The sequence below is a fragment of the Pricia antarctica genome (genome assembly GCF_900101815.1).
GTDB classification, from domain to species: domain Bacteria; phylum Bacteroidota; class Bacteroidia; order Flavobacteriales; family Flavobacteriaceae; genus Pricia; species Pricia antarctica.
The window spans coordinates 49,126-73,222 of the sequence record NZ_FNAO01000006.1; the positions used below are offsets into that span (position 1 = coordinate 49,126).

The window sequence follows — 24,097 nt, forward strand, 5'->3', positions numbered from 1 at the left end:
AAAGGGAGGCGCCTTAAACCTTTTATGCTTGGAGGTTGAATTTCTCAAATCATTACCTTTGTCCTGTAAATGACAAATCTATCGATCCCTTGAAAACCCTTTTGCATCCTACCTATTTCCCCAACATCGCTACTTTTGCGGTCATCGCCCAAAACGATATCCAATGGGAGGTCGAGGACAATTACCAAAAACAGACCTATCGAAACCGTTGTTATATCTGTACGGATCTTGGACGCCTTATGCTCAGCATTCCCGTTCAACATGTGGGAGGGGAGCAAGGTCGGCAGAAATATAAGGAGGTCTTGGTGGACAATTCTTACCCTTGGCAGCGACAACACTGGCGCACATTACAGACGGCCTATAGAACTTCGCCTTTTTTCGAATTCTACGAAGATGATATTGCTCCTTTGTACGAGCACACCTTTGAAAAGCTATTGGATTTCAACTTAAAGACCATTCAGTCGGTCTGCGATTGCCTCCAAATCCATATGCCGAAACAGAAAACCATTGAATATCGACCGGAACCCAGCGATGTGAAAAATTCCCGTTTTTTAGTAAGTTCAAAACGGAAGCTTGAGATACGGCAGGAAAAATACGTACAGGTGTTTGGGGATCGGCACGGCTTTGTAGAAAACACCAGTATTTTAGATCTGTTGTTTAATGAAGGTACGAATGCGTTGGCATACTTACGGAATCAAAATACAAACTTCCTGAATGTTTAGGTTTATTGTCCATTACGGCATCCATTTCGTAGTGCCTATCGCCATTGGATTATTCTTTTTTAAGCAGCGCCGATTAAAAGTAACTCTCATTTTATTGGCAGGAATCCTAATAGATGTAGACCATCTTTTGGCAGATCCCATTTTTGATCCTGAGCGCTGTAGTATTGGGTTTCATCCTTTACACAGCTATTGCGCGATAGCGGTGTACTTCGGATTTCTATTTTTTAAGAAAACATGGATCTTGGGCCTAGCCCTGCTCATCCATATTTTTGCGGATGTTATGGATTGTTTTTTAATGCCTTAGGATTTACCACTTCTTCAACCGAAATGACGCCATTACCGGATAGTGATCGGAATACTTGAAATTGTAGTTTTTATGTGCTTTGACCTCGAACGAACTATCTGCCATGATAAAATCGATTCGCAATGGTATTTTTAAAAAATTGAAGGTTCGGCCATATCCAACCCCCGCTTCGATAAAGCTATCCTGCATATCCCCCTTGAGTAAATGGTACTCTTTCGAAAACTGGGTGTTGTTAAAGTCCCCGCAAAGCAGGGTTTTATAAGGACTTGCTTTCCGATGTCGCGCCATCATTTCGGCCTGTTGTTCCTGTCGCTTAAAGGCGTTAACGACCTTTCGATATAGAAATTTAGAAGAGCGGGAGCGTAGTACCCCAGTTCCTGGCGTTATACCCAGCGATTGCATGTGGACGTTGTAAAGTCGCACTGTATCCCCTTGATAGGCAATATCGGCGTACGAACCGTTGTTGATACTGTTGGGAAAGGTCAGTGTCTCGGCATTGACGATCGGATATTTTGAAAAGATGCCCAAATGCACCTTGTCGCCCGTTGGTATTTTCTTCAAATAATGATACGGATAATCTAAAAATTGTTTTTTCATGCCAATACTAACTTCCTGAAAACAGACAATATCTGGCTGTTCTTCTTCTACCAGATCTCTGATGGCATTAAATACTTCTTTACGTTCCGCCCATCCGAATTCATTAAAACTACGTATGTTGTAACTCATTATTTTCAGGTCATCCTTTAGGAATTCCTGTTTGGAGAAATTGAACTTTACGAAAGTCCCTAGCACGAAATAACCGAAAACCAGTACGAAAAGCGATGGAAGCATTTGTCGTTTTCCTTGGAAGGCCCAATACAAAAAAAAGAGGAAATTGATAGCAACCAAAACGGGTACGGCCAAACTTAAAAAGGATAAAAAGGGAAGAAAATCAACGGACAGATAAGGTACTGCACAGGCGATTAGTAGAAGGGAGACAAAGATAAGGTTGAGCGCATAGACGATTTTATTGAAAACGGATAGTCCCTTCACATAATTGGATTTAGAAAAAAAATTAGAAGTCCGCCTGCCTTCTAATCCAAAATCACTTTTTCTAGGCACTAACTTACGAATTTTTTAGGTCATCGACAATCTTGTTACTTCAATTGAAAGGTAGATTCCCATTTTTCTTTCTTCTCCCTATCCACATAAAACGCCCGCAAAGGGCGCAAAATTGCATGAACGCATCACTTCCTTGAATGTAATCGTTATAGGGCAGGCTACACTTCTTCGCTTTTTAAAAAATAGGAAACCCTTGGTAATGAAAAGCCTGATATGGTCCTTTGGAAATTTCTCAAAAGCATTGTCTATGCGTTCGATATTATTGTTCCCACAATATAGTGAATGAAAAAGAATTTATTATTTATCTTCCTCCGGTTCCAGTTCCTTCAAAAATGTTTTAATTTCTTCCTGTGGGGCAGTACCGAAATCTGCAAAATCAAATAAAGTATAAAATGTACTGATTCTTTTATTCTTAAGTATATCACCTTCTTTTTTAATTGTTTTTTGCTCAAATAATCGGGCTAAAACTTTTTTAGTACTTTCCTTATATTTTGTAATCAAATTACCAGGGCCGATATATTTCTGAACGGTATTCGCATACTCAAATACCGAATCGATTTTTGCTTGAATTATGGCATCACTTTGGGCTTGACTTATCTCATCACTTTGTTTGATTCGATTATTTATATTGAACCGTTGGGTTTGCAACATGGTATGTGATTGGTTGGCATTCAGCCAAATTTGAAACTTATACACTTTTCTTTCCTGGTTTAACACTTCTTTCGCGAAAAAGAACAGTAGCGCAACTTGCAAATCTTTGATTGATTTGGACGCATTTATGGAATCAGGAATAAGAATTCCCACAAGGTTTAAGGAATCCGGGGGAATTCGCCAATTTTTCCACCCGTCTTTGCCGTTCCTTTTTAAAGGCAATTTATTGTTCTGGGTGCAGATGAATCTTTCCATCCAAGTCATAGAACCACCACATGGAAGCCCTTGTGGAGGAGAATTGACTTTGATTGATGTTAGGGTGTCATCTGACTGCTTGATGTCATCCTTAACCGTGAGTTTTACATTATAAATGCCTTCCGCATCAAAAGTGTGTGATAGGATAGGGCCCTTGGAAACATGGCCATCCCCAAAATTCCAATCGTAACTGACTATGGTGCCATCATCGGTTGAGCCCGTTCCGTCAAATTCAACCGTTAAAGGCATAGAATCATTCGAAATTACTTTGGTCTTAATAGTAGCTATTGGCGATTTGTCAGGGAGAACCCTTATTTGAACGGTATCCCTAACTGTTAACCCCTGTAGATTCTTAGCGGTTAAAAGAACGTCATGGATTCCTACACTGTCAAAGATATGCGTGGGCCTAGCTAAGTCTGAACTAGTGCCATCTGGGAAAATCCATTTATACTGTCGAATCGCATTGCTTACCTCAAAATCAACTTTAAATGGGATTCTCCCTAGAGTATCAGAGACCGAAATTACGGGCTGAGGGGCTACAGTAACGGTTGTAATAGCGGTGGCTTCCCGTCCATTACTATCTATAACGGTTAGGCGAACGTTATAGGTTCCTATACTGTCAAAGACATGCGTTGTATTGGCTAAGGTTGAACTAGTGCTATCCGGGAAATTCCATATATATTCAGTAAATGTATTACTTGCCACAAAATCAACTTTGAATGGGGCTATTCCTATAGTGTCAGAAGGCGTAATTACAACTTTAGGCCGACGTAAATCTGGGATTTTCACTATCTCATTAACCTCGCCCGTTAGGCTATCAGAATCCCAAACCTTCAGGCGTACATCGTAATCTCGGTTGGGCTCAAAGGTGTGGAATGGAGACACATTTGGTGAGGTTCCACCATCATTAAATTCCCAAAGATATTTTACAATAGCAACATCATCTGTCGAACCACTTCCATCAAAATCCACTTTAAAGGTAGTCTCGTCAATACCCAAAATTCCCAAGACCTTGATTTTAGCAATAGGCGCGATCCCTGAGGGAGGGTCTTTCCCAACTTTAATAATTAAATTATCGGAATACACATCTCTCCTGGTGTCCCAGAGTGTAAGTCTCACATTATAGATGCCCTTATTCCTAAAAGTATGAACCGGATTTTTCACAGTTGAGGTATCTCCATCATTAAATTCCCAGAGATATCTGTTAGCTACTAGAGCACTATTTGGAGAAGAAAGGCTTCCCTTGAAATTAACTTTTAAAGGAGCCTTACCAGAATCTGGCGATGCAGAAATAGTTACTTTTACTATTGGCGATATCGCACTATCAACTTTTATTTTAACCTCTTCCGTCCGTATGCGATGCACACTATCATTGGTTGTAACAATGAGACGAGCAGTATACTTTCCGGGTGTTTTATACGTATGCCGAACAGAACTTTTATTATTAGAAATCGTGGTACTATCATTATAAAAATCCCAATAATAAGATAGGATATGGACGTCACCGATGGTATCGACCCGAGTAAAGATAAAATCCACGTCCAATGGGGCAGGGCCTCTTGTGGGTAAAACCGTAGCAGTGCCTATAGCATTGATAATCAAACCATTGGACACCTCTTCTTCCTTAACAACAACATTTTCTTTTTCTCGTAGTTTATCAAAACCGTTATCATTGTTGGAACTAGGGGGAGTTCTAAAAAATGCCCACAAACCAAGTAATCCTGTGATAAGTAATAGAAAAAGTAATATGAAAATCAGTATCCACAACCTTTTTCGTTTACGCCTTTCGACCGAGTCTTGAATGGGTTTTACCAGATTAAAATGGCTAATTTCAAAGCTTTGAGTACTTACACCCTCTTTAAGTTTGAACTCTGATCGCAGCAAATGTTCATCTTCTAGTTTCCCTAACGTATCTTCATATACGTTATAGCGCCGTTTAATCTGAGATCCGGACAGCGCTACGCGATTCCCTTTTATAATAAGGCCTTTTTCTATTAAATTCTTGGCTTTTTTTCTTTTAAATAAGTCAAGATTGTCTATGACTTTTTTGTAAAACTTCTTTAATATATTCGATGGGTCACCGAGGTCTTTAAGTGTGTACTCAAATTTGCTGGCATATTGAGTAACATTTTGTTTACCTAATTTGGCCTTCAGTTTCGCATTAGACTCGGTATTTCTTTTTTTGGAGACTATGTTTTCTTCGGCATGTTGTCCTATCAATTGCAGCTGAAAGGTCTCAATGTCTTCATTCTCCAATTCGATTCCCTCTTTATTTTTACCTTTTAAATAACTGAGGATTTCTTTAATGGCTTCATCGGTGTATGTAAATTTAGGAGAAGAAAATTTACCGTCTTTCTTGGCCGGTTCCTCTAGGGCTTTTTGAGCCTGTAATTCGGTTAGGGCTTTTAACTCATACGAATACTTGAAAATTTGCGGTAAAGAACGTTTTAGCTTATCGAGCAAACTAAGGTGGTCACTAGCCACCGAGAAAACCACTTTTAGGTTGAGGGGTTCGTACAATTGATCTAATTCTCCCTCGGTAAATGAATTTAGGTTCTGACTTATCAGCCCCAGCAATTCATCAGGCGGATTAGAGTGGAGCAATGCAGCCATAGTAAGACCAAACCGATCTACCTCTGCATCGTCATAATATCTGAAAAGCTCCTCGAACTGGTAGAAAACCAAGGTCGTCGCCTCTGTAATTTCTTGGGTTAATTGAATAAACTTAATATAATACCATAATGTCGCCGTGAGATTATTAGGCAATTGGTTCGGGACATCCATTTTTTCAGTTAAAAAGCAGGATTTTCCATTTTGCCGCTCCAAATCTTTTTTAATAATTCCGATTTGGGTCACTAAATGATTTTCGAGTATTTCAAGTGGTTTCGCCACTGCCCCATTTGAGTCCACATCTGGGGGCATAAAGCGAATTTTGATAGGGAAATGATGTTTGTTATGTCTTAGGTATGGGATGACCCCGGCATTTAAAAGTGAAGATTTGCCATAGCCAGATTTACCGAATAACACTACTAGATTTTCAAGGTCAATAAGATCGCTGAGTTTTTTCTTATCATGGTCCCTCCCAAAAAACAAGTGCCTGTCCTCTTCCCTAAAAGGGCGTGTACCGGGATATCTTGAGCGGTTTTGCATTTGGTGCTGGTTTGGTGTTTGGTGCTAGTTTGTTATTTGGTATTGATTTATCGCTATTCAGCCATTCTTAGGAGGGCTCTATGCGACTTTATTATCTGCTTACTTATTACATCGAATTTAGTTTTACGGTGTTCATCTACATCACCTAAATTTGATTTTTTTAGCACGCCCGTGATGTCATCAAAATCTTTCAGAATCTGGTTGTATTTATTAATATCATCCATAAATGTTCCCGCTTTACCAGGGTCCTTAGCAATTTCTTTGCCGATGTCTTTTATTTTCTCATTCCAAAAATCCTTATATATGCCTAAATCAGTGGATTTGAAAGTTTTTGCATCACTTAGAATAAGGGGAAATATCCGTTCAACAAAATTTCCATTATTGAATATTTCTGAAAGCTCGTACATACAGTGTTCTGATTCCAAATAGGCATGACTAACCACCACTAAAATACCATCCGCCTGCCCGATATGCTTTTCGAATTCTTCAATGTTTCCTTTATACGGTAATTCTTCCTTATCAATTTTTACCACTATTTTTTTCTCTGTTAAGGTATCTTTCAATTCATTGGCCAATTTTTCACTCTCACCCCCCCATTTGTAGGAAATGAATACTTTTGGGGGCGGCCCATCAAAGGCGTCTTCTTTTTCCCAAGAGATTTTACCACTTTTGACGGCTTCGTTCAATACCTTGATTGCCTTTGAGGCATCATCCTCAAAAAAATCCATACTAAACTCATTCATAATAAAATTTTTGGTATTTAATTTTTTTGGATCAAGATTATTGGAATTTAAGATATCACTATCATCATCAAAATCCATTATCTGTAAAAAAAGTTGAAAAAAAAGCTGAAAATACCATCTGTCAAAACTACAACCAAAGAACAGTACGGTCTCGGCATCATGTATTTTCGTTCTCAATTCGACATCAAGATTATCTTTTTGCATAATACTGTAGAGATATTCATACATATCCTTAAAAGTCAGAACTAATGACCCGTGAAAGTTGTAATCCCCAAAAATATTATAGATATGTGTTGTTATCCTATCTTCTGATTCCTCCGCTTTTTCAAAATTGTGCTCGTAATTTTCAACCGGCAGACCCTTGTGGTAGTAAGAATAACTTGGCGATATCCCTTTGTCTTTCATAGCCTTTAAGAGGAATTTATCTGGGGCAGTGTTGATCACTAAGGAAAATGGAATTTCGGAAAGTAGTTCGTACACTTCATTCGGTTGATACTCGTCAAAAAAGGCATTTATCTTGGGCTGAAGAAAGTTGTTCCTTGTTTTGGCCGCAATTCCCAATACATCTTCATCTTTGTAGTACGTCACCTTATCGACATCGGAAAGTTTAGTATTTAATTCCGTAAGTATGCTACCCTCATCTTTAGTAGCCAAATGAGGTCCTAGAATCACAATACATTTTTCAGTATTGATTTTATCGATAAGATTTAAGAGTTCTTCTTCCTTCATGGTATTTTATTCTATTTCAAGAATTGGTATTAAGGCCTATAATTGTGGCATAGGCTAACGTCGTCCATCGGCATTTTCTCAATAAGAAGGGCGCTACGAATACCGTACCTGCTTCATGTTGTTTCCTGGCTTTTGCCAATTCCTTAAGGCAATATTATCGCACTGACCCATACGTTTTCTTAGACCATTTATGATATCGGCCCCGAGTCAAACCTCCGCGGGGATCAATAAGGTTCGTAATTACAAATTTGTATGTATGGTTCCTTGATCTTTTGCTTTTCTTGCAATAAGAAATAGCAATACCAAAATTAAGACCTAAAGTGAGCGGGGGGAGTCTACTAAAAGGAAATTGTTGAATTCTAAACAGTGAGCGAATCAGCTGACAAGCATTTTTTCAGCTATATATCGTTCTAACTTCTCGCCCTAAATTACTATTTAATTTATATTTTACGGGTAAAATGCCAAAATTTTTAAGTGGCGGCTTGTCATGGGCCAGCTTTTGGACGGACGTGGGCAGATTTTGGATTTTGGTCGCTTTGGAATGCCATCCTATAGGATTGATCTTTTCTTCCCTATATAATCTATTTCCTTTATTTAAAAATATGCCTATAAAATTCGGCCCATCAGACGCAGCAATTCAAGAATTCTACCTATCTTGAAAACTTAACGTTACCCCCCCCCCCTGAAATATAAATCCAAATAAAAATTAAGGAAATGACAGAGGAAGAATATATGAAGGACAGGGTGGACGATCAAATTGCTTGGTACGGTAAAAAAAGTGGCATTAACAAAAAATATTACTTATGGTCCAATGCCCTAATCATTGTCTTTGCGGCATTGATTCCATTTTTTGCCGGACTGGATGCGGAAACACTTGTTTGGGCCAAATACCTTATAGCCTTATTGGGAGTGCTGACGGCAACTTTTACAGGTATCTCGGCCCTGTATAAATTTCAGGAAAAATGGATGACCTATAGAATTGCCGGGGAATCATTAAAAAGAGAGAAACTTCTGTATTTGACAGGCGCCCAACCGTACCAGGGTAAGGCCTCGTCCTTTCCGGAATTTGTGCGTACCATGGAAAATATTATGAACAACGAAAATGCCGTGTGGACGCAGGTTATCCATAAAAAGGAGGAGAGTTCCGAAACGGAAGACACGACGGTAATTCCAAAATAAACCCAACCATAAACCACAGAACGCTACTTGGCGGCCATTTGAAATAGGTCAAGATTGCCGATTGCCCACCCCTTTCCGGTCTATATCGACCATGGTTTTTTTTCACGGCGTGCATAAAATTTAGATTAACGGTAATATCCAAAATGTGGATAGTGGTATATATTTGCGGTACGGCTTGATATGAAAATAAAAATCTTGGAATCTACTATGCCCCACGTGTACTTAGATGTAAGGGCTTCGCCTATACCGATACGCTTCGAATCGAAAAATAGGTTGCCTTTATCGCCATCGGGTCTACGACAATCTTTTAAGGGTTAAAAGATATTTTTGAACCCTCAGTCCTATTGCACTGTTTTCTTCCAATTTACTAATGGTCGATTGTGCAGAGGTGGCCGATGAAGCCAGTAGGAACATTGATACGATAAGACCAAAGCACCAATAGACCGGGTTTTGGTTCAAGTGGCTATACTTTTTTATAAATTGGTTGTTTTAGTGTTGTCCTTAGCTTGTTTCAGAAAATGGAATCGGGAATTCACGGTGTAGTTCCTGTCTTTCTTCAGTTAGTTACAGATCACTGTAGTTTTGGCTTGAACTTAAGAAAAGCGTTGGTGATGTATTTTTTTCCGAAGTTGGCATCAATATCGAGCGACTTTTCCCTACCTAGCGTATAGTAAATACAATCAATGCCGGGTTCGGAATAGGAGACTATCAGATCGGCCAAAACATTGTAGGCAGCTTTGGTAAATTTACCGTTGCCCAATTGCCCATCTCCATAGGCCGCAAAAGAGGCACAGTCCACTCCCTCATCCTTATGGTTGATATAGCTTTGTCCAGCTATTACCTGGCAGCCTGCGGAAAAATTGGTCTTCCCTATTCCCGACCAATGAATATTGATAGTATGGTTGGGTTCAGGATCCAGGCCCACCTCGAGATCCGCCTCGGTAAGTGCATTGTCATCATTTCGATCGCGAAATACCAGCACTCCTTTCCCGTAAGGCTTTAACGCGCGATAAACGCTATTGTGCCATCCAAATTTGTATTTGTGCTGTCCCTCTACCAGAAAAGCCTCATCAAAACGTCCCTTTTTGTTCTTTGCGTTGTAGGCCATTGCCTGACTCGGGTCGGTAGAGCCCCAAAACTTAAAGACCATACCCTTGATGAGCAATACGAACAGATCGTCGCTTTCGCGGGCCGAACTGCCAAGGTTCTGCCCCCTACGAATACCGATCAGATGCACCTGCTTGGGGTCGAAATCCCAATCGTCTACCTTCCGGGTGTCCGTTTCCTTACCACCGGCGGAATCTTTCCCAAATTGTTTTACTTGGTCCAGAATAGGATTGGAATTCACTTTATAGTAGCTTTTGGCCTTGTTCAGCAAAGCCAACCATTGCGTATACTCAGGGGTGGGGTTATCCGAAGACCATTTTTTCCAGTCGGAAACTTTTTCGGCATCGGCTCCCCAACGTTCCATATGTTTCATGGTTCCCGATCCTACGATTCCGTCGACGTCTATTTTTAATCCTTCTACACTACGGACATATTCTTGAAACAGCCGCACGGCGGCCTGGGTTACATAATCGAACACCCCGTCAATGACCCCTCTTGGCATAAAGCCCTTATGGAAAAGAAATTCCTGTAATTGGGTGACCTCGTTCCCCGTCAATTCGGTAAATTCACGGTTCTTTTTAAGGTCGTCATCGTTAAATACCATTTTCTCGGTTAGGTCTTCAATACCTCCCTTATGGTATTGCCTGAGATAGGCTTTTCTATCTTCTGCCGTTTTAATTCTACCGACATCAAAGCTGCCAAGTGTCAATGTACTCATGATGGTTTGTTTAGGTGAATATTCCGTTGCTATTTCTTTAAATAATGTGTTCCGGCTTTATAAATCTGGCCGCTGCTCTAGATCCAATGTCGTAAAGGGTATTCTTGTTTTTTGCTTCGTCCATCTTTCTTAGGGATTCCAATTGCTTTTGATTAAAGTTCAATCCCAGTCCGTTCAGTTCATTTTCCTCTAGCAACACATTATAGCGCACATAATGAAGGGCCGGTTTCTCGGTGAGCAGGTCATCTTTGAGATCTAATATCTCGGAATCTATCCTACGGGCAGTTGGCGAATTGGAAAGATATTGCAGAATGGTTTGGTTCAGATAATTGGCATCTTCCATAAACAGTTCGGGAATCATCTGTGCCCAACCCAACAGGTTTTTTCCGGCTATTTTTTTTGCATCATAACGCTTGGTATAAGTTCCTGTTCCGATGGAAACAAGCGATAAATTATCTTCTCCCAGTCGCCATCTATAGGGGAACTCCTTTAAGGTAGCGATCAGAAACAATTGTAGGCCCGGATTGTTTGCTAGGCTTACGCCTCCATCGACAAAGGTGGCGATCTGGTTATCGCCCACATCGATTTGTTGCGCCATGAAATAGCTCGGGGCAGCGGCACTGGCACGGACTACCTGCCGCAGCAGCATATTCTTGTTATACTTGAAGTACTTGCCTTTAGGATGGTTCAATATGGGCCAGGTACTCAGCGTATCGGCCCGTTTGGTAACCACGCAAAGTCCAGTTTTGATTTCGTCCCCGCCCATGGTGATATTACCGAATACTTCGGCAAGGGCGCGCTCAAGGGGTTCAAAACTGTATGCGGCTTTCATCCGCTTTACGGGATGTTTGAAGAAACTGTATTTTTCCCCAAAAATCTTATCGCCAATATTCAGGTAGAGCTCTTTAATATCACCGGCCGACATTCCAATGGATAGTCCTGCTGCAATGATGGCACCGGTACTTGTGCCGCCGATAAGGTCAAAGTAATCGCATAAAAGGAGATGGGGATTCCCTTCCCGCTCGCGAAGGATAGTTTCGATTTTTTCTAGGAATCCGAGCGTTAAGGCTCCCCTTATTCCCCCGCCGTCAAGGGCGAGAATTCGTTTCGGTAGTTCGGTTTTCATTTGGTTGATGCTTTGTTCGACAATTATCCGATGACCATAGATTACATCTAAGTACTACATCGGGGGTCTGTACATACATCAACAAAAAATAGTAACCGAAAAAATTGAAGGGTAAAATTATGAGAGTAAGTTAAGAATTAATAGATAAAGTCCGTTTAAAAAACAAATAAATATAATGTGGTCTATTAAAGAAACTCGGCATTCCAATCGACTCCAAGTTTATTCTGTTTTTATGGGGATATCGTGTCCGAATAGTTTAGGCTACAAGATGAATTACGAACATAGGTCGTAGGTCTTTTTGAAAATGTCGTTATCGATGGCCCACATTTCCCCTTCAATCCCGACCATAAGCCAGTCACCGGCTTTACCTTTTAAGGTTCCTTCGAGAGTTTCGATGGTAAAGGGCTCCTTGATCTGCACGCATTTTACGCGCAAGGGTTTTTTAATGGCCTCCTTAAACGCTAATTCCGGTATTCGATTTGCCTTGAATTCTTTCATGGAACAGGGTGTTAGGATAAAAACTTTTCATGTAAGAATTGAATAAAATCATCTTTTAGGGAGTTGGTTTGCATCAAGGAGGTGTACCCCGCGTATGCATTTAAGTGGATAGAGATTTTTTCGCGAATACCCGCTATATCTGCAGCTTTTTTATAAAACTTCTTTGCCAGATCCAATTGGCCCAGATACATATTAGCTTCTGCCAAGGTTGCAAATTTCCATAGATTATCTCCGCACTTTTCGCAAGCATCAAGAGCGATGTTGGCATAGTGGCGCATTTTTTCTTTATCGTTTTCAACGACGATGCTGAGAAATGCAAGGTTAATGGCATGATAGTACATCTGGTCGTAGTTTTCTTTTGCAGTCGATTGCTCCAGTGCCAGTTCGTAATAGACAAAGGCCGCTTCCCCATCGTTCTTGGAAGGAAACTTCAAATAGGCCCGTTTATATCTGCCCCCGATAATCCCCATTAAATCGGTGTCTACCTGAGCTTTCGGATGTTCATTTAAAATTTGGAACGCTTCATCCCTTCTATCCAAACCTTCCAAGCCGAAGATAAGCTGCTTCAAGCCTTTTTGATCCAGTCTGTCCTTTTCCGGCAATAATTTTTTTACCACCTTATCGTACTTGCCAAGTGCGATATTTACTTCTTCGCTATTGGTGTATTGTTGGTAAAACTCAGAATTGGTCAATGTGCTTTGGATAAGGATATAGCCGTCATCATTTTCTGTTTTGGGTTTCACCATGGAAAAATGATTGCCCTCGATAGCAATATGATGTTCGCTTTCAAACGGGCCATAGCATGAATCCATATCCACGAACTCATCGTCTATGGCCGCCACAACTTTTAAGGTAAAGGGATATTCCTTTTGGAAAAGTTCGTTCCAATCCTTTCGTAATGTCCTGATAAAATGGCCCTCACTACTCATCTCGTTATACTTACCGTTCCATATCTTTTTAAGCTTTAGAGGCGAAATACCGGCACTCGGTGTGCCCAGTAAAATTAAATGTGAAATTTTAGTTCGATATTCTTTCTTGAAATCAAGAATGGCCCTTTGGGCGATCAGCCCTCCGAGACTATGGGCTACGATAGCTATTCGGTCGTATTTATCGTACTTATATTTCACCGAGGTACAGAGGTTATTTGCAATCCTATCAACATCTTCGATACCAGCCCAGACATCCTTGCCCATTTCAGGGGTTACATATTGTGAATATCCAAAGGGTTTCATATCCCATCCATTCATTTTAGGGTCGTTGATGAGCATTTCGGGGATATCGCCAAAAGTGGCACTAGCTTCTCCGGTAAAACCGTGTATAAACAAAAGCAGATTATTGGCATCTGGGGACTCCCGAAAAATAGTTTTGGCTTCGGGGGCACCTTTGCTATTTTCAATCTGGGATGCTTGCAGTTCATCCAATTCGAGTCGCTTGCGCAATTTCTCGGGAACTTGACTGAGGATGAAGTTGTCGTACATTTCCAAGTTCACATAGGGCTCTTGTTTGATGGTCAAGGGTGGATCCTGTTGTGCCGCCACATCTTTGATGGTCTGGGGAATGATGCGTAACAAATACCCCGCCACTTCTAATATGCGAACATAGGGTTCTTCAAAATGGGTTTGATGATGGCCGTTTAGGGCTTGTAGTAAGTACTTGGTAAATAAACTATTTCTATCGTCCCCCAATTGATATGATTCTTGGTCTTCCTTGCACGAGGCTACGATTGAAATGCCTCTTTCATTATCGATTTTTTGGGCCAGGCCTTCCGCTTTCGTAAACTTTTGAGAGGTATCTTGTTTCTCTTCAACAGAAGTAGCCCCAGCATTCCGATTTGCCGATATCCCACTTTTAGCAATTCCGGTAGCATGACAGCAGTCCAAAAAGAAAATAAGCCTTTTGGTCTGTAGGGCATTTATACTTTCCTTAATTTCATCGGCGGTTACCCATGCGGCCTTATATTCTTCTTCGGTCATACCGTCTTTCATTCCGTGGGGCACAAAATGAAACGTTTCTTCGAAAACGCCCCCGTGACCGGAATAAAATATGAATACGGAAGAATGCTCGTCCGTTTTCTCTTGAAGTGTTTTAAAGGCGTTGAGAATCCCATTTCTGTCCGCTTTCTTACCGGTAAGCAGCAGCACATTTTCAAAGGGATAGCCACAAATGGTTTCATCTGTTAGGATTGTGGCAATATCTTCGGCATCCCCGATGGTATTTAGCCCGTCCTCGTAAGCTATGCCTATAAGGAGTGCATAGGCTTTTTCTAATTTGCTCATTATATCTATTTTATCAGGGGGGACTGTTATTCAATTCGTATCGTTGTTAATGCCAAAACTTTAAAACGCGTTGGAATCCGTCGGTTTTGAGATAGGCTTTAAAAAATGGGTCGTTTTGAAAGGAGGAAGTTTCATACCAATGTCCTTCCGCAACGGCCATAGCTAGGTAGTCCATGGCATCTGCATCCTTGCCAATGGCGGCATAATACTGAGCTAGGGCATAAGGAACGCTTCCATACTGATATTTCGATTTTAGCCCTTGCAAATGTTTAATTTGATTTTCCGCTTCAGCAGGTTTACCATTTCTTTGATATACGACGCCCAATAGTGCGTTTTGCGGTATTAATGATGGGTCTAGTTCAAGTAATTCGTTAAGAACCGCTTCCGCTTCAGGATAGTTTTCCTTAAGAAACAGCACTTCCGCCAATACTATTTGTTTTTCCTTAGTATCCGTATTGCCGGTAGAAACAATGGCATCGATAATCTTGTCCAGATATGGATTTGCCAATTCCTTATTGTCACGAATTAAGAATTCCTTGGATGCGAACAAATAGATATCCATCCATTCCTGGGGATTGGTAAGGGTGATATCAGAAAGTATTTTTTTAGCAGCCTCCAAGTTGTCGGATTTTATATATGCCCTCAATATGACTTTTTTGAGCATGGCGTACCCCTTCAGATTGGAGAACTCTTTCAATAGGTTTATAGCTTGGTCATATTCTTGCAGTTCAATATCCGCTAAGGCCATAATTTTGAGGCGTTCAGGGCATATAGCACAACGTTGAAGCATGCCTTCTTGCATATCGATTTCGCGATAGATGGAGTCGACGGCCTCGGGTTTGTTTACCAATTGTAGTGACAAAGTCATCATACTGGAATTGGTTTCTAGGTGAAATGGTGTAATATTATACTCTTTCTGTTGGTATTCGTAGGCCATTTTATAATCCGCTTCCAATAAGGCGGCATAAAGATTCAGAATGTTTTGTTGTCGCTCGTCCAAATCGGCCTTTACATTGAGCCTGTTTAACAAGGAATCGGCCATCTCATATTGTTGCGAATTATAATAGTACATAAACTTATAAAGCCTTGGTTCAAAAAAGGTACTATCGGCTACAATGGCCCTATCAAGCAATTTTAAGTATTCCTTATAATTTTTATTGTTGGCCTGATGCTTTGCATTTTCAAGATATCGGTACGCTTCAAAACTAGGTGGGGTACCTTGTAGGCTGATTTTTCCGTTGCCTTCTGTGGCAAGATAGCCCAAAATACGTTCCCTTAAAGCCTCGATGCATTCTAGGGGAGAATTAGGGTCACAGTCTACCGGTTTAAAGGAAATTAAGGTTTTATCCATAACTTCATCCCGGATGGAACATTGGAACAAAAGGCGATTTTTGTTCAAAAAAAACTCGCCATCAATAATCTTTGCAGGTTTTAAGTAATCGGTTACTAAAGTATTCCCACCTGTAGAAACTACGGAGGACTTCAGAATTTTGGAATAATCAGCGATAATCTCGGGAGAAATAACCTGGCCGAACTTGTTTTGGGTAATTCCATGGATAATCCAATCTACTGCCATTTTGCCGGCAATGTCGTATTCCGCGTTGCCTGTATTATTGTCAAACTCCAAAACCGCTATTTTATCACCCGATGTCTTGGTAGGTGTAACGCCGGTTTCAACTGCCAATACAGCGCTCTTTTCGGGGAAGTTTCTTCGTACGATAAAAAGGATAACCCCCAGGGCAATTACGGTAATTATGGATAAAAAAGTAAAGTACGCCTTTTGAAAGGGACTTTTAGTGAATTTGCCGGGCACCGGTGTTCCCGTTTGGTCTAGCAGCGGTTTTTTTTCGACAGTGTCAACCAATTGATACTTCCATACGGAATAAATGTATAAGGGAAAGCCAACTAACAAGACAAGAAGGATGTAGGCCACAACGGATTGCGAAAAACCCAAAGGTTCGGCGATAAGTGCGACCACTTGTAAAAGGACCCAACTCGAGACAATGTAAACGGAAAGATACCTTAAAACACCTTTTGAACGGCACTCATCGATAAATTTTTTGAATTTCATGGTGGTAGTAAAAAGTCGTTAATACATTGATTAGCCGACTTATTTTTGGTTTGTCGCGTATTTTTTACTAATATAGTGAAAGAAATTTTAAAACCGTCCGTCATGTCCAAGCCAGAAACACCCAAATCAGGTATCACATCAAAGTCAGGTCCAGCCATCAAATCGAAAACAGGGCCTGCCATCAAATCCAAAACAGGACCAGCCATCAAATCGAAAACAGGACCAGCCATCAAATCGAAAACAGGACCAGCCATCAAATCGAAAACAGGGCCTAAGCCCAAATAATTGATTCTCGAAGGACAACCGACGAGGTATTTAACGGAAGAGCGTTGGATGAAAGCCATCCGTTTTCAAACTTTCCTCTAACGCCTCCGCTGCGGGGTAATTTTAATGATTAAATATTTCTCGGGTCCAATTTTAAGTTCGTTTGGAACACATCAAAGCGTACCAATGTGGGTTTTTCCCAAAACCATGCAAATATATTTGGTGTAAGGTCATGTGACTTTTGGTTTCTTATCCTATTCCATTCCTTTTAAGCAAATTGGGGGATGCTGAACCCAACCGGTATTTAGCCATAAATTGTTTATAAAACCATAAATAATCAAGGTTATGGGAGAACGGTATAGATTATAGTAATTACTTGTTATCGCATGGCTCGCAGGCTTCCGGGCTTTTTGGATGTAGATGCAATGATTCACTTAATTTTGGGATTTGCCGTTTACCGGCCTAATCCTCTTTCCCCGCCTTAAAAAGATAATCTTTTTCCGATTTGGAAAGGCTTTCGTAGCCAGATTTACTTATTTTATCAAGTATGGCATCTATTTTTTGTTGGTGGTTATCCTTGGGAGGGCTGGACTTCGAGCCAGAGGAAGATTGTTGCTTGCGATAGACGGTTTTCATTGGCGCTTTCTTCCTACCATTGCCGACGGTCGCACTGCTTTTCTTGAAAAGGTCCGCAATACTGTCCATCAATTTCGAGAATCCCTCTCCGATATCCGTACCCTTGTATAATTGTTTGGCATAGACATATCCTAAGAAAGCACCCCCTAAATGGGCGAGATGTCCCCCGAGGTTGCCGCCCATGGGAATTTTTATCAAATCCATCAATACCACGAAAATCCCGACCTGCCATAGTTTGACGTTGAAAAAAATAATACGTACCTCTTGATTAGGGATATAGGTGCATATAAAGATCAGCACAGCCATGACCCCGGCCGATGCCCCAACTAGGGAGGTATTTAGTCCAATAAGCGAGGGAAAAATATTGTAGCTGAATAGAAATAGAAGTCCCCCTAAAATCACGCCCAAAAAGTAGACGTTCAAAAACCGTTTACCATCAAAAAGATTGAGCATAATGCGTCCGGCGACGTAAAGAATATACATGTTCCAAAGAATATGAAAAAAGTCGGCATGTAAAAAGGAATAGGTGACGATGGACCAAGGCTGAACGAGAAAATCAAAAAAATCCTGAGGCAACGCGAACCAGTTTTCGATGTTGGGACCTATCAAGGCGGTAATAAGCCACATCACGATAAAGACGATTACGTTAATCGCAATCAGCTTTTCGGCAACGCTCAGCCTTGCATAATGATATCTTAGTTCTCCTCCTTTCATCCCAAATATCCTGTTAATTCCACCTCTTATTATTGAAATCATTCTTTTTCCAGTACCACATCATAATAAATCCTGCGATAGCACCGCCAATATGCGCAAAATGGGCAATGCCGGTAGAGGCACCCGTAAAACCGAAAATCAGGTCGCCCGCAATCAACAAGGGCACGAAATATTTGGCCTTTATGGGAATCGGTAGAAAGATAAGCATAAGTTCCGCTTCGGAAAAGGCAAAAGCGAACGCGACCAGAATTCCGTAAATCGCACCTGACGCACCGACAGCCGGGGTATTAAAGGCGCTTAGAAGGCTGTTCACCTTATCCGCTCCGATTAAATCGTTCCAAGCGGGACTATATTGTCCGCCTGCGATAATTTCCATAACCTGATTTTCATCGACACCTTGACCGACCAAGGCCTGTAAACTATCGTGAAACACGTAGTAATTCACACCACTATGCAACAGGGCCGCCCCGATTCCAGCCGAAAAATAAAAGAACAAAAACTTATTGCGGCCCCACATCTGTTCCAAGGGTGTGCCGAAAGCCCAAAGGGCATACATATTGAACGCAATGTGGAAAAACCCGCCATGCATGAACATATGCGTAATGATCTGCCACCACTCAAAATTCGGGTTCTCGGGGTAATAAAGCGAGAACCAGGTAAACATTTGAGGATAGATTTGTGAAGCCACAAAAACTATTACATTTATAATCAGCAAATGCTTTACGGCATCGGTCAATCTTCCCATTTATATAAATTTTTTATCGATATCGTTTTCCGTAATAGTAATATATACGGGTTTGTTGAAAGGGCTGATCATGGATTCGGTACAGGCAAAAAGGTCGTTAACCAAGGCCAATTGCGATTGTCGATCCAATATTTCCCCAGTCTTTACCGATAGCGTTTTTGCCAAAGTTTTCGACAACATATCGGTATGCGAGAAACTCTCGCCGATTACTTCTTGCTGATAGTCGGAAATCAACTGATCCAACACCATGCCAACCTCGCTTTCGGCCACTAGTAAAGGTACACCGCTTACGGTAATGGATTCTCCTTCGATTTTTTCAAAAATAAAGCCCACCGAGACCAGTATGTCCTCGATTTCTTGTAATGCGCCGATTTCCGAATTTGAAAAAGTAAGTGTCAACGGAAATAGTAATTGTTGGCTTATGGCTTCTTTGATCGTACTGTTTTTCAAAAACCGTTCATAAAGCACCCGCTGATGCGCCCGGCTCTGATCGATGACCACCATACCTGACTTGATGGTGGTCACTATATATTTTCTGCGGATTTGAAACGTGGTCGTAACGGTCTCCTGTGCTTCTTTTTCACCTTCGAAAATAGTTCCGGTAATGGTATCGGATTCGTAGCTGATACTGCCACCATTACTGTCGTTGCCCAATTTGGATTCCATACCGATGTAGCCATTTTCCCAGTTGGCGCTTTGCTTTTTGAAAGTTTGTGCTGTAAAACCGCCTTGCTGCTTCTCTTGAAACGGATTGAACCCCGCATCAACGGTGACTTGGGGTATGATGGCCGATCTGTTCCTGAAACCGTACGGTGTTTGCAAGTTCGGATCCTGATCAAAATCAAGCGCCGGTGCCACATTGAACTGGCCTAGGCTGTGTTTGATGGTGGAGCGTAGGATAGCGTAAAGACTATGCTCGTCGTCGAATTTTACCTCTGTTTTAGTTGGATGGATATTAATATCCAGTGACGCCGGATTCACCTCGAGATACAGAAAATAACCAGGATAGGTATCCGATTTTATCAGTCCCTCAAAAGCGGCGACAACCGCATGGTGCAGATATGGACTCTTGATAAACCGATGGTTGACAAAAAAGAATTGCTCTCCGCGGCTTTTTTTGGCAAATTCGGGTTTCGTAATAAAGCCCTTTATCTTTACAATAGGCGTTTCTTCTTCCACGGGAACCAATTTTTGGTTGGCTCGGGTTCCGAAAATAGTAACGATACGTTTTCGATGATTGTCCGCCGGCAAATTGAAAAGTTCGCTGCCGTTGTGGTAAAAATGAAAAGCCACATCGGGGTGGGCCAGTGCCACCCTATGAAATTCGTCGGTTATATGCCGAAGTTCGACGTGGTTCGATTTGAGAAAATTCCGGCGTGCGGGAATATTGAAAAAAAGATTTTTCACCGCAATCGACGTTCCTTTTGGCGTTACGGCAGTTTCTTGAAAAACTATTTCACTACCTTCTATCCGAAGATGGGTGCCAAGCTCTTCGGTATCGGGTTTGGTCTGCATCTCGACATGGGCGATAGCGGCGATAGAGGCCAAGGCTTCCCCGCGGAACCCTTTGGTGTGCAAATTAAAAAGATCCTCCGCCTTTTTAATTTTGGAGGTAGCGTGACGCGAAAAGCTCAACCGCGCGTCTGTGGCGCTCATTCCCAGACCATCGTCAACGACCTGAATCAAGACTTTACCACCATCTTTGATGATGAGCTTTATGCAAGCGGCACCCGCATCCAGGGCATTTTCAAGAAGTTCCTTGACAACCGATGCAGGCCGTTGTACCACTTCACCCGCTGCTATCTGATTAGCCACATGGTCCGGCAAGAGTTGGATGATATCTGCCATTATTTCGAAAGGAATATGGATAGGTCAAAATCTAATATGTAGAGTGCAATAAAAACAAGTACCGCAATAATAATGACCATCCGTTTTTTAAGGTTGCGATCGCCTTGTTGGCGCACATCGGACATGGCGCTGCCGAACTTACCTTTTAAACCCCTTGGGGAATTGACGGTGCTCCGGTATTTGTCAAATTTAGGCTCCATTTTAAACGGATTGCCCTTGCCCTCGTCATCGAAATAACGCGGCTGGTAATCGAACTTCTTACTGTTCTTTAATCGTGTGAATTTACTGAGCATACCCATGATTTTCAAAGTTACTCAAAATCAAAAAATATGCCGTAAAGTCAGTGCCAAAATTTGTTAACCTTTTTTTTGCAGGGCGGCTCCTCAAGTAGTACAAATGGTGGTTTTAGTTGCTCGCTGCCGTTTGCTAACGAGAATGTTGATGGTCTCAAAATTTCGGGAGGAATGGGTTTTGGATTTAAATCCCCAAGGTTACCATTTTAATCGCCGCAATTGCCGCTTCAGTGCCTTTGTTACCATGTTTTCCACCGCTTCGTTCTTGAGCTTGCTGAAGATTGTTGTCGGTAAGCACACAAAAAATAACAGGTATCTCGCCGTTGACGTTGAGGTCCATTATGCCTTGTGCGGTCGCACCGCATACGAAATCGAAGTGTTTGGTTTCCCCTTGGATAACACTACCAATGGCGATAACGGCATCCACCTTTTGGGAAGTCATCATCTTTTTACAGCCAAAAGTCAGTTCAAAACTGCCGGGCACGTTCCAACGGAGGATATTTTTTTCCAAAGCACCACAATCCAACAAAGCTTCATGGGCGCCCGAATACAATCCTTCCGTGATTTCAGAATTCCACTCGGAGACCACTATGCCGAAAAGAAAATTTTTAGCATTCGGAATAGTCGATTTGTCGTAAGCGGAAAGATTTTTAGCAGCCGTAGCCATGGGTCAGTTTTTAAATTTTGCGCTTCGACGGTGCGCTCGACGTGAACAATTTGGAATTCGGGATTTCAAACCCCACCTTCTGCCATTCCGATAAAGGCATCAATGTTTCTGGCAGCCTCCGAGTCGGCGTACTCCTCTTTTATCCTTTGAAAGAATTTTAGGGCTTTGTCGTTTTGGTTGAGTTCCAGCGCGGTAATCCCTGCCTTGTACAGATATTTAGGCGCGGTATACTCGTTATCACTGTGATTAAAAGCGCTCTCGTAGTAGCCCAAGGCATCATCGGGTTGGCCGAGCTGCATAAAGGCATCTCCGATTCCTCCTTTGGCCATAGCGCCTAAAATAGCATCTTCAGAGCTGAATTTTTCCAAGTGGGATATGGCTTCCTGATATTTTTGTAAGTTCAGATACGACATTCCTGCGGAATAATTGGCCAGGTTGGCTGCCCGGGTGCCACTGTATTCGTCAATGATATCCAAAAATCCATATTTGCCTTCGCCGCCGTTCAAGGCGAGGTTGTAAAGGGAATCTTTTGCGGCCGTATTGATCAATGCCTGATCAAAATACTGCTGCGGATAGTACATTTCGTTGGATGCGCTGGTTTCCTTGGGTTTTTCGACAAATTGCACATAGGCCAGATAGCCCAGCACTCCCACGGCGACTACCCCGATAAGGCCCAAAATATAGTTTTGGTTTTTCGAGACCCAGGCCTCCGTTCTCGATGCCCCTTCGTCAAGCGAGCTGAAAACCTCGGCAGTGGCACTGTCGTGCTCCAAACGTTCCTGTTCCTCTTCCTTGTTCTTTGGTTTGAATCCCCTTTTCTTAAATGTGGCCATGGTCGTTTTCTTAAAGTCGCGCAAAAATAAAGTTTTTATCGAAAACCGAAAGGGTATTTATTCGTTATTTTTGGGGATTTGCGATTGTCGTGAAAATTATCATCCTGGTTTTATCGACAAACCCATTTTTTTACAGCTACCGAAATGCGATGTCATGGCTTAATACACGCTATTGCCGGCAGCACGCAAAATTTTAGTGGCCTATATAAAAAAGTCTTGCGTCTTAGGTCGTTTAGCCTTACGCGTCAGAAAAGTAGTCATACAGTTTAAACTGACTTCAAAGTCAAAATCCCATAGCAAACCACGATGTTTTTAAAACGATTGTCCCTATTAAACTATAAAAATTTCGAATCCCAAGACTTTACGTTCGATAACAAGATAAACTGTATCGTTGGCCCGAACGGTATCGGCAAGACCAATGTGCTTGACGCCATTTACCATCTATGCTTCGGAAAGGGCTATTTCAATCCCATTTCAACGCAGAACATAAAACATGAGGAGGATTTCTTCGTAATCGATGGGGAATTCGAAAAGAACGATCGGGATGAAAGAATCGTTTGTAGTCTTAAACGGGGAACAAAGAAAATCATAAAACGTAACGGAAAAATCTATGATCGACTGTCCGACCACATCGGGTTACTTCCATTAGTTATCATATCCCCGGCGGACCGGGACCTGATTATCGAAGGCAGCGAAACGCGTCGCAAGTTTATGGATGGGGTTATCGCCCAATCCGACCAAATTTATCTGCAGGATCTCATGAAGTATAACAAGATTCTTGCGCAACGGAACTCGTTGTTGAAATACTTCGCCGCAAACCATACCTACGACGCGGCGACCTTATCCGTTTATAACGAACAGCTAAATGGCTACGGCACCGATATTTTTAACAAACGTGTGGAATTTCTTGAGGCGTTTATCCCTATTTTTAAGGCGCAATATATTGCGATTTCAGGCGGTAACGAAGAAGTTTCGCTCCTATATGATAGTAAGCTAGGTGAAGAGGGACTTCTTGATCTGTTGAAAAATAATATTGAGAAGGATAGGGCCTTGCAGTACACCTCTGTCGGTATACATAAAGATGATCTGGGGTTTGAGATAGCGGGCCACCCCATTAAAAAATTTGGGAGCCAGGGGCAACAGAAATCTTTTTTGATTGCGCTGAAGTTCGCGCAGTTCCAGTTTATCAAAGAACAGTCGAAAACAACCCCGATCTTGCTTTTGGATGATATTTTCGATAAGTTGGACGAGCATAGGGTCGCTCATATCGTATCATTGGTCAACAACGAGAATTTCGGACAGATTTTTATCAGCGACACCCACGCCGAACGTACGGAAACAGTGGTGAAACAAATCCATCAGTCCTACAAAATTTTCAGATTGGGATTGGAGAATCAAAAGATTGAGAAATGAAATTACGCTAACCGCTAACCGCTAACCGCTAACCGCTAACCGATTATTGCTCAA

The 24,097-nt window shown here is 41.7% G+C and carries 19 protein-coding genes; 4 read left to right on the top strand and 15 right to left on the bottom strand.

Features of this window, described 5'->3' with window-relative positions; genetic code table 11:
* The first annotated feature begins 89 nt into the window (after positions 1–89).
* Positions 90–722: a WbqC family protein gene (locus BLT07_RS12250; protein ID WP_091869844.1), complete on the top strand. Its 633-nt coding sequence runs from the start codon at positions 90–92 to the stop codon at positions 720–722.
* Complete coding sequence (locus BLT07_RS12255) at positions 715–1,026, top strand: DUF6122 family protein (RefSeq protein WP_091869101.1); 312 nt, start codon at positions 715–717, stop codon at positions 1,024–1,026. The genes BLT07_RS12250 and BLT07_RS12255 overlap by 8 nt, the downstream gene beginning before the upstream one ends.
* 3 nt (positions 1,027–1,029) lie before the next feature.
* Here the strand turns inward: BLT07_RS12255 and BLT07_RS12260 are convergent, their stop codons facing one another.
* The 3 genes from BLT07_RS12260 to BLT07_RS12270 form a co-directional block, all read right to left on the bottom strand.
* Positions 1,030–2,058 carry an endonuclease/exonuclease/phosphatase family protein gene (locus tag BLT07_RS12260; RefSeq protein WP_139205143.1) on the bottom strand — a complete coding sequence of 343 codons (1,029 nt, stop codon included), beginning with the start codon at positions 2,056–2,058 and terminating at the stop codon, positions 1,030–1,032.
* Positions 2,059–2,424: 366 nt separating this feature from the next.
* Entirely contained in the window at positions 2,425–6,183 is a 3,759-nt protein-coding gene (locus BLT07_RS12265; RefSeq protein WP_091869105.1) for a PKD domain-containing protein, read from the bottom strand.
* Between the two features lie 53 nt (positions 6,184–6,236).
* On the bottom strand, positions 6,237–7,655 hold the full coding sequence (locus tag BLT07_RS12270) for a toll/interleukin-1 receptor domain-containing protein (RefSeq protein ID WP_091869107.1): 1,419 nt from the start codon (positions 7,653–7,655) through the stop codon (positions 6,237–6,239).
* Positions 7,656–8,369: 714 nt separating this feature from the next.
* On the opposite strand from BLT07_RS12270, the gene BLT07_RS12280 reads away from it, so the two are divergent.
* The gene (locus tag BLT07_RS12280) at positions 8,370–8,834 is read left to right on the top strand and encodes a DUF4231 domain-containing protein (protein ID WP_091869111.1); all 465 of its coding nucleotides are present in this window, start codon (positions 8,370–8,372) and stop codon (positions 8,832–8,834) included.
* A gap of 571 nt (positions 8,835–9,405) precedes the next feature.
* Here BLT07_RS12280 and BLT07_RS12285 read toward each other — a convergent pair.
* The 12 genes from BLT07_RS12285 to BLT07_RS12340 all read right to left on the bottom strand — a co-directional run bounded on the left by BLT07_RS12285 (position 9,406) and on the right by BLT07_RS12340 (position 22,630).
* Positions 9,406–10,659 (bottom strand): peptidoglycan-binding domain-containing protein, encoded by a 1,254-nt coding sequence (locus BLT07_RS12285; RefSeq protein WP_091869113.1) that lies wholly within the window; start codon positions 10,657–10,659, stop codon positions 9,406–9,408.
* 37 nt (positions 10,660–10,696) lie between these two features.
* On the bottom strand, positions 10,697–11,785 hold the full coding sequence (locus BLT07_RS12290; protein ID WP_091869115.1) for a patatin-like phospholipase family protein: 1,089 nt from the start codon (positions 11,783–11,785) through the stop codon (positions 10,697–10,699).
* A gap of 273 nt (positions 11,786–12,058) precedes the next feature.
* Positions 12,059–12,283, bottom strand: coding sequence for a hypothetical protein (locus BLT07_RS12295; RefSeq protein ID WP_091869117.1), 225 nt, complete (start codon positions 12,281–12,283; stop codon positions 12,059–12,061).
* Between the two features lie 11 nt (positions 12,284–12,294).
* Entirely contained in the window at positions 12,295–14,559 is a 2,265-nt protein-coding gene (locus tag BLT07_RS12300) for a caspase family protein (protein WP_091869119.1), read from the bottom strand.
* Positions 14,560–14,605: 46 nt separating this feature from the next.
* Positions 14,606–16,630, bottom strand: a complete 2,025-nt coding sequence (locus BLT07_RS12305; RefSeq protein ID WP_091869121.1) for a tetratricopeptide repeat protein — start codon at positions 16,628–16,630, stop codon at positions 14,606–14,608.
* A complete protein-coding gene (locus tag BLT07_RS12310) occupies positions 16,627–16,974 on the bottom strand; it encodes a hypothetical protein (protein WP_091869123.1) in 348 nt (115 codons plus the stop codon). The genes BLT07_RS12305 and BLT07_RS12310 overlap by 4 nt, the downstream gene beginning before the upstream one ends.
* Positions 16,975–17,356: 382 nt before the next feature.
* A complete protein-coding gene (locus BLT07_RS12315; RefSeq protein WP_091869125.1) occupies positions 17,357–18,244 on the bottom strand; it encodes a rhomboid family protein in 888 nt (295 codons plus the stop codon).
* A 13-nt stretch (positions 18,245–18,257) separates the two neighbouring features.
* Positions 18,258–18,989: a rhomboid family intramembrane serine protease gene (locus tag BLT07_RS12320; protein ID WP_091869127.1), complete on the bottom strand. Its 732-nt coding sequence runs from the start codon at positions 18,987–18,989 to the stop codon at positions 18,258–18,260.
* Entirely contained in the window at positions 18,990–20,837 is a 1,848-nt protein-coding gene (gene mutL / locus BLT07_RS12325; protein WP_091869129.1) for a DNA mismatch repair endonuclease MutL, read from the bottom strand. It abuts the gene before it with no gap.
* Complete coding sequence (locus BLT07_RS12330) at positions 20,837–21,130, bottom strand: riboflavin synthase subunit beta (RefSeq protein ID WP_317040761.1); 294 nt, start codon at positions 21,128–21,130, stop codon at positions 20,837–20,839. Before BLT07_RS12330 ends, mutL begins: the two co-directional genes overlap by 1 nt.
* Positions 21,131–21,314: 184 nt before the next feature.
* Complete coding sequence (gene ribH / locus BLT07_RS12335; protein ID WP_091869132.1) at positions 21,315–21,797, bottom strand: 6,7-dimethyl-8-ribityllumazine synthase; 483 nt, start codon at positions 21,795–21,797, stop codon at positions 21,315–21,317.
* Positions 21,798–21,862: 65 nt separating this feature from the next.
* The gene (locus BLT07_RS12340; protein ID WP_091869134.1) at positions 21,863–22,630 is read right to left on the bottom strand and encodes a tetratricopeptide repeat protein; all 768 of its coding nucleotides are present in this window, start codon (positions 22,628–22,630) and stop codon (positions 21,863–21,865) included.
* Between the two features lie 306 nt (positions 22,631–22,936).
* On the opposite strand from BLT07_RS12340, the gene recF reads away from it, so the two are divergent.
* Entirely contained in the window at positions 22,937–24,043 is a 1,107-nt protein-coding gene (gene recF, locus BLT07_RS12345) for a DNA replication/repair protein RecF (RefSeq protein WP_091869135.1), read from the top strand.
* Positions 24,044–24,097 lie beyond the last annotated feature (54 nt).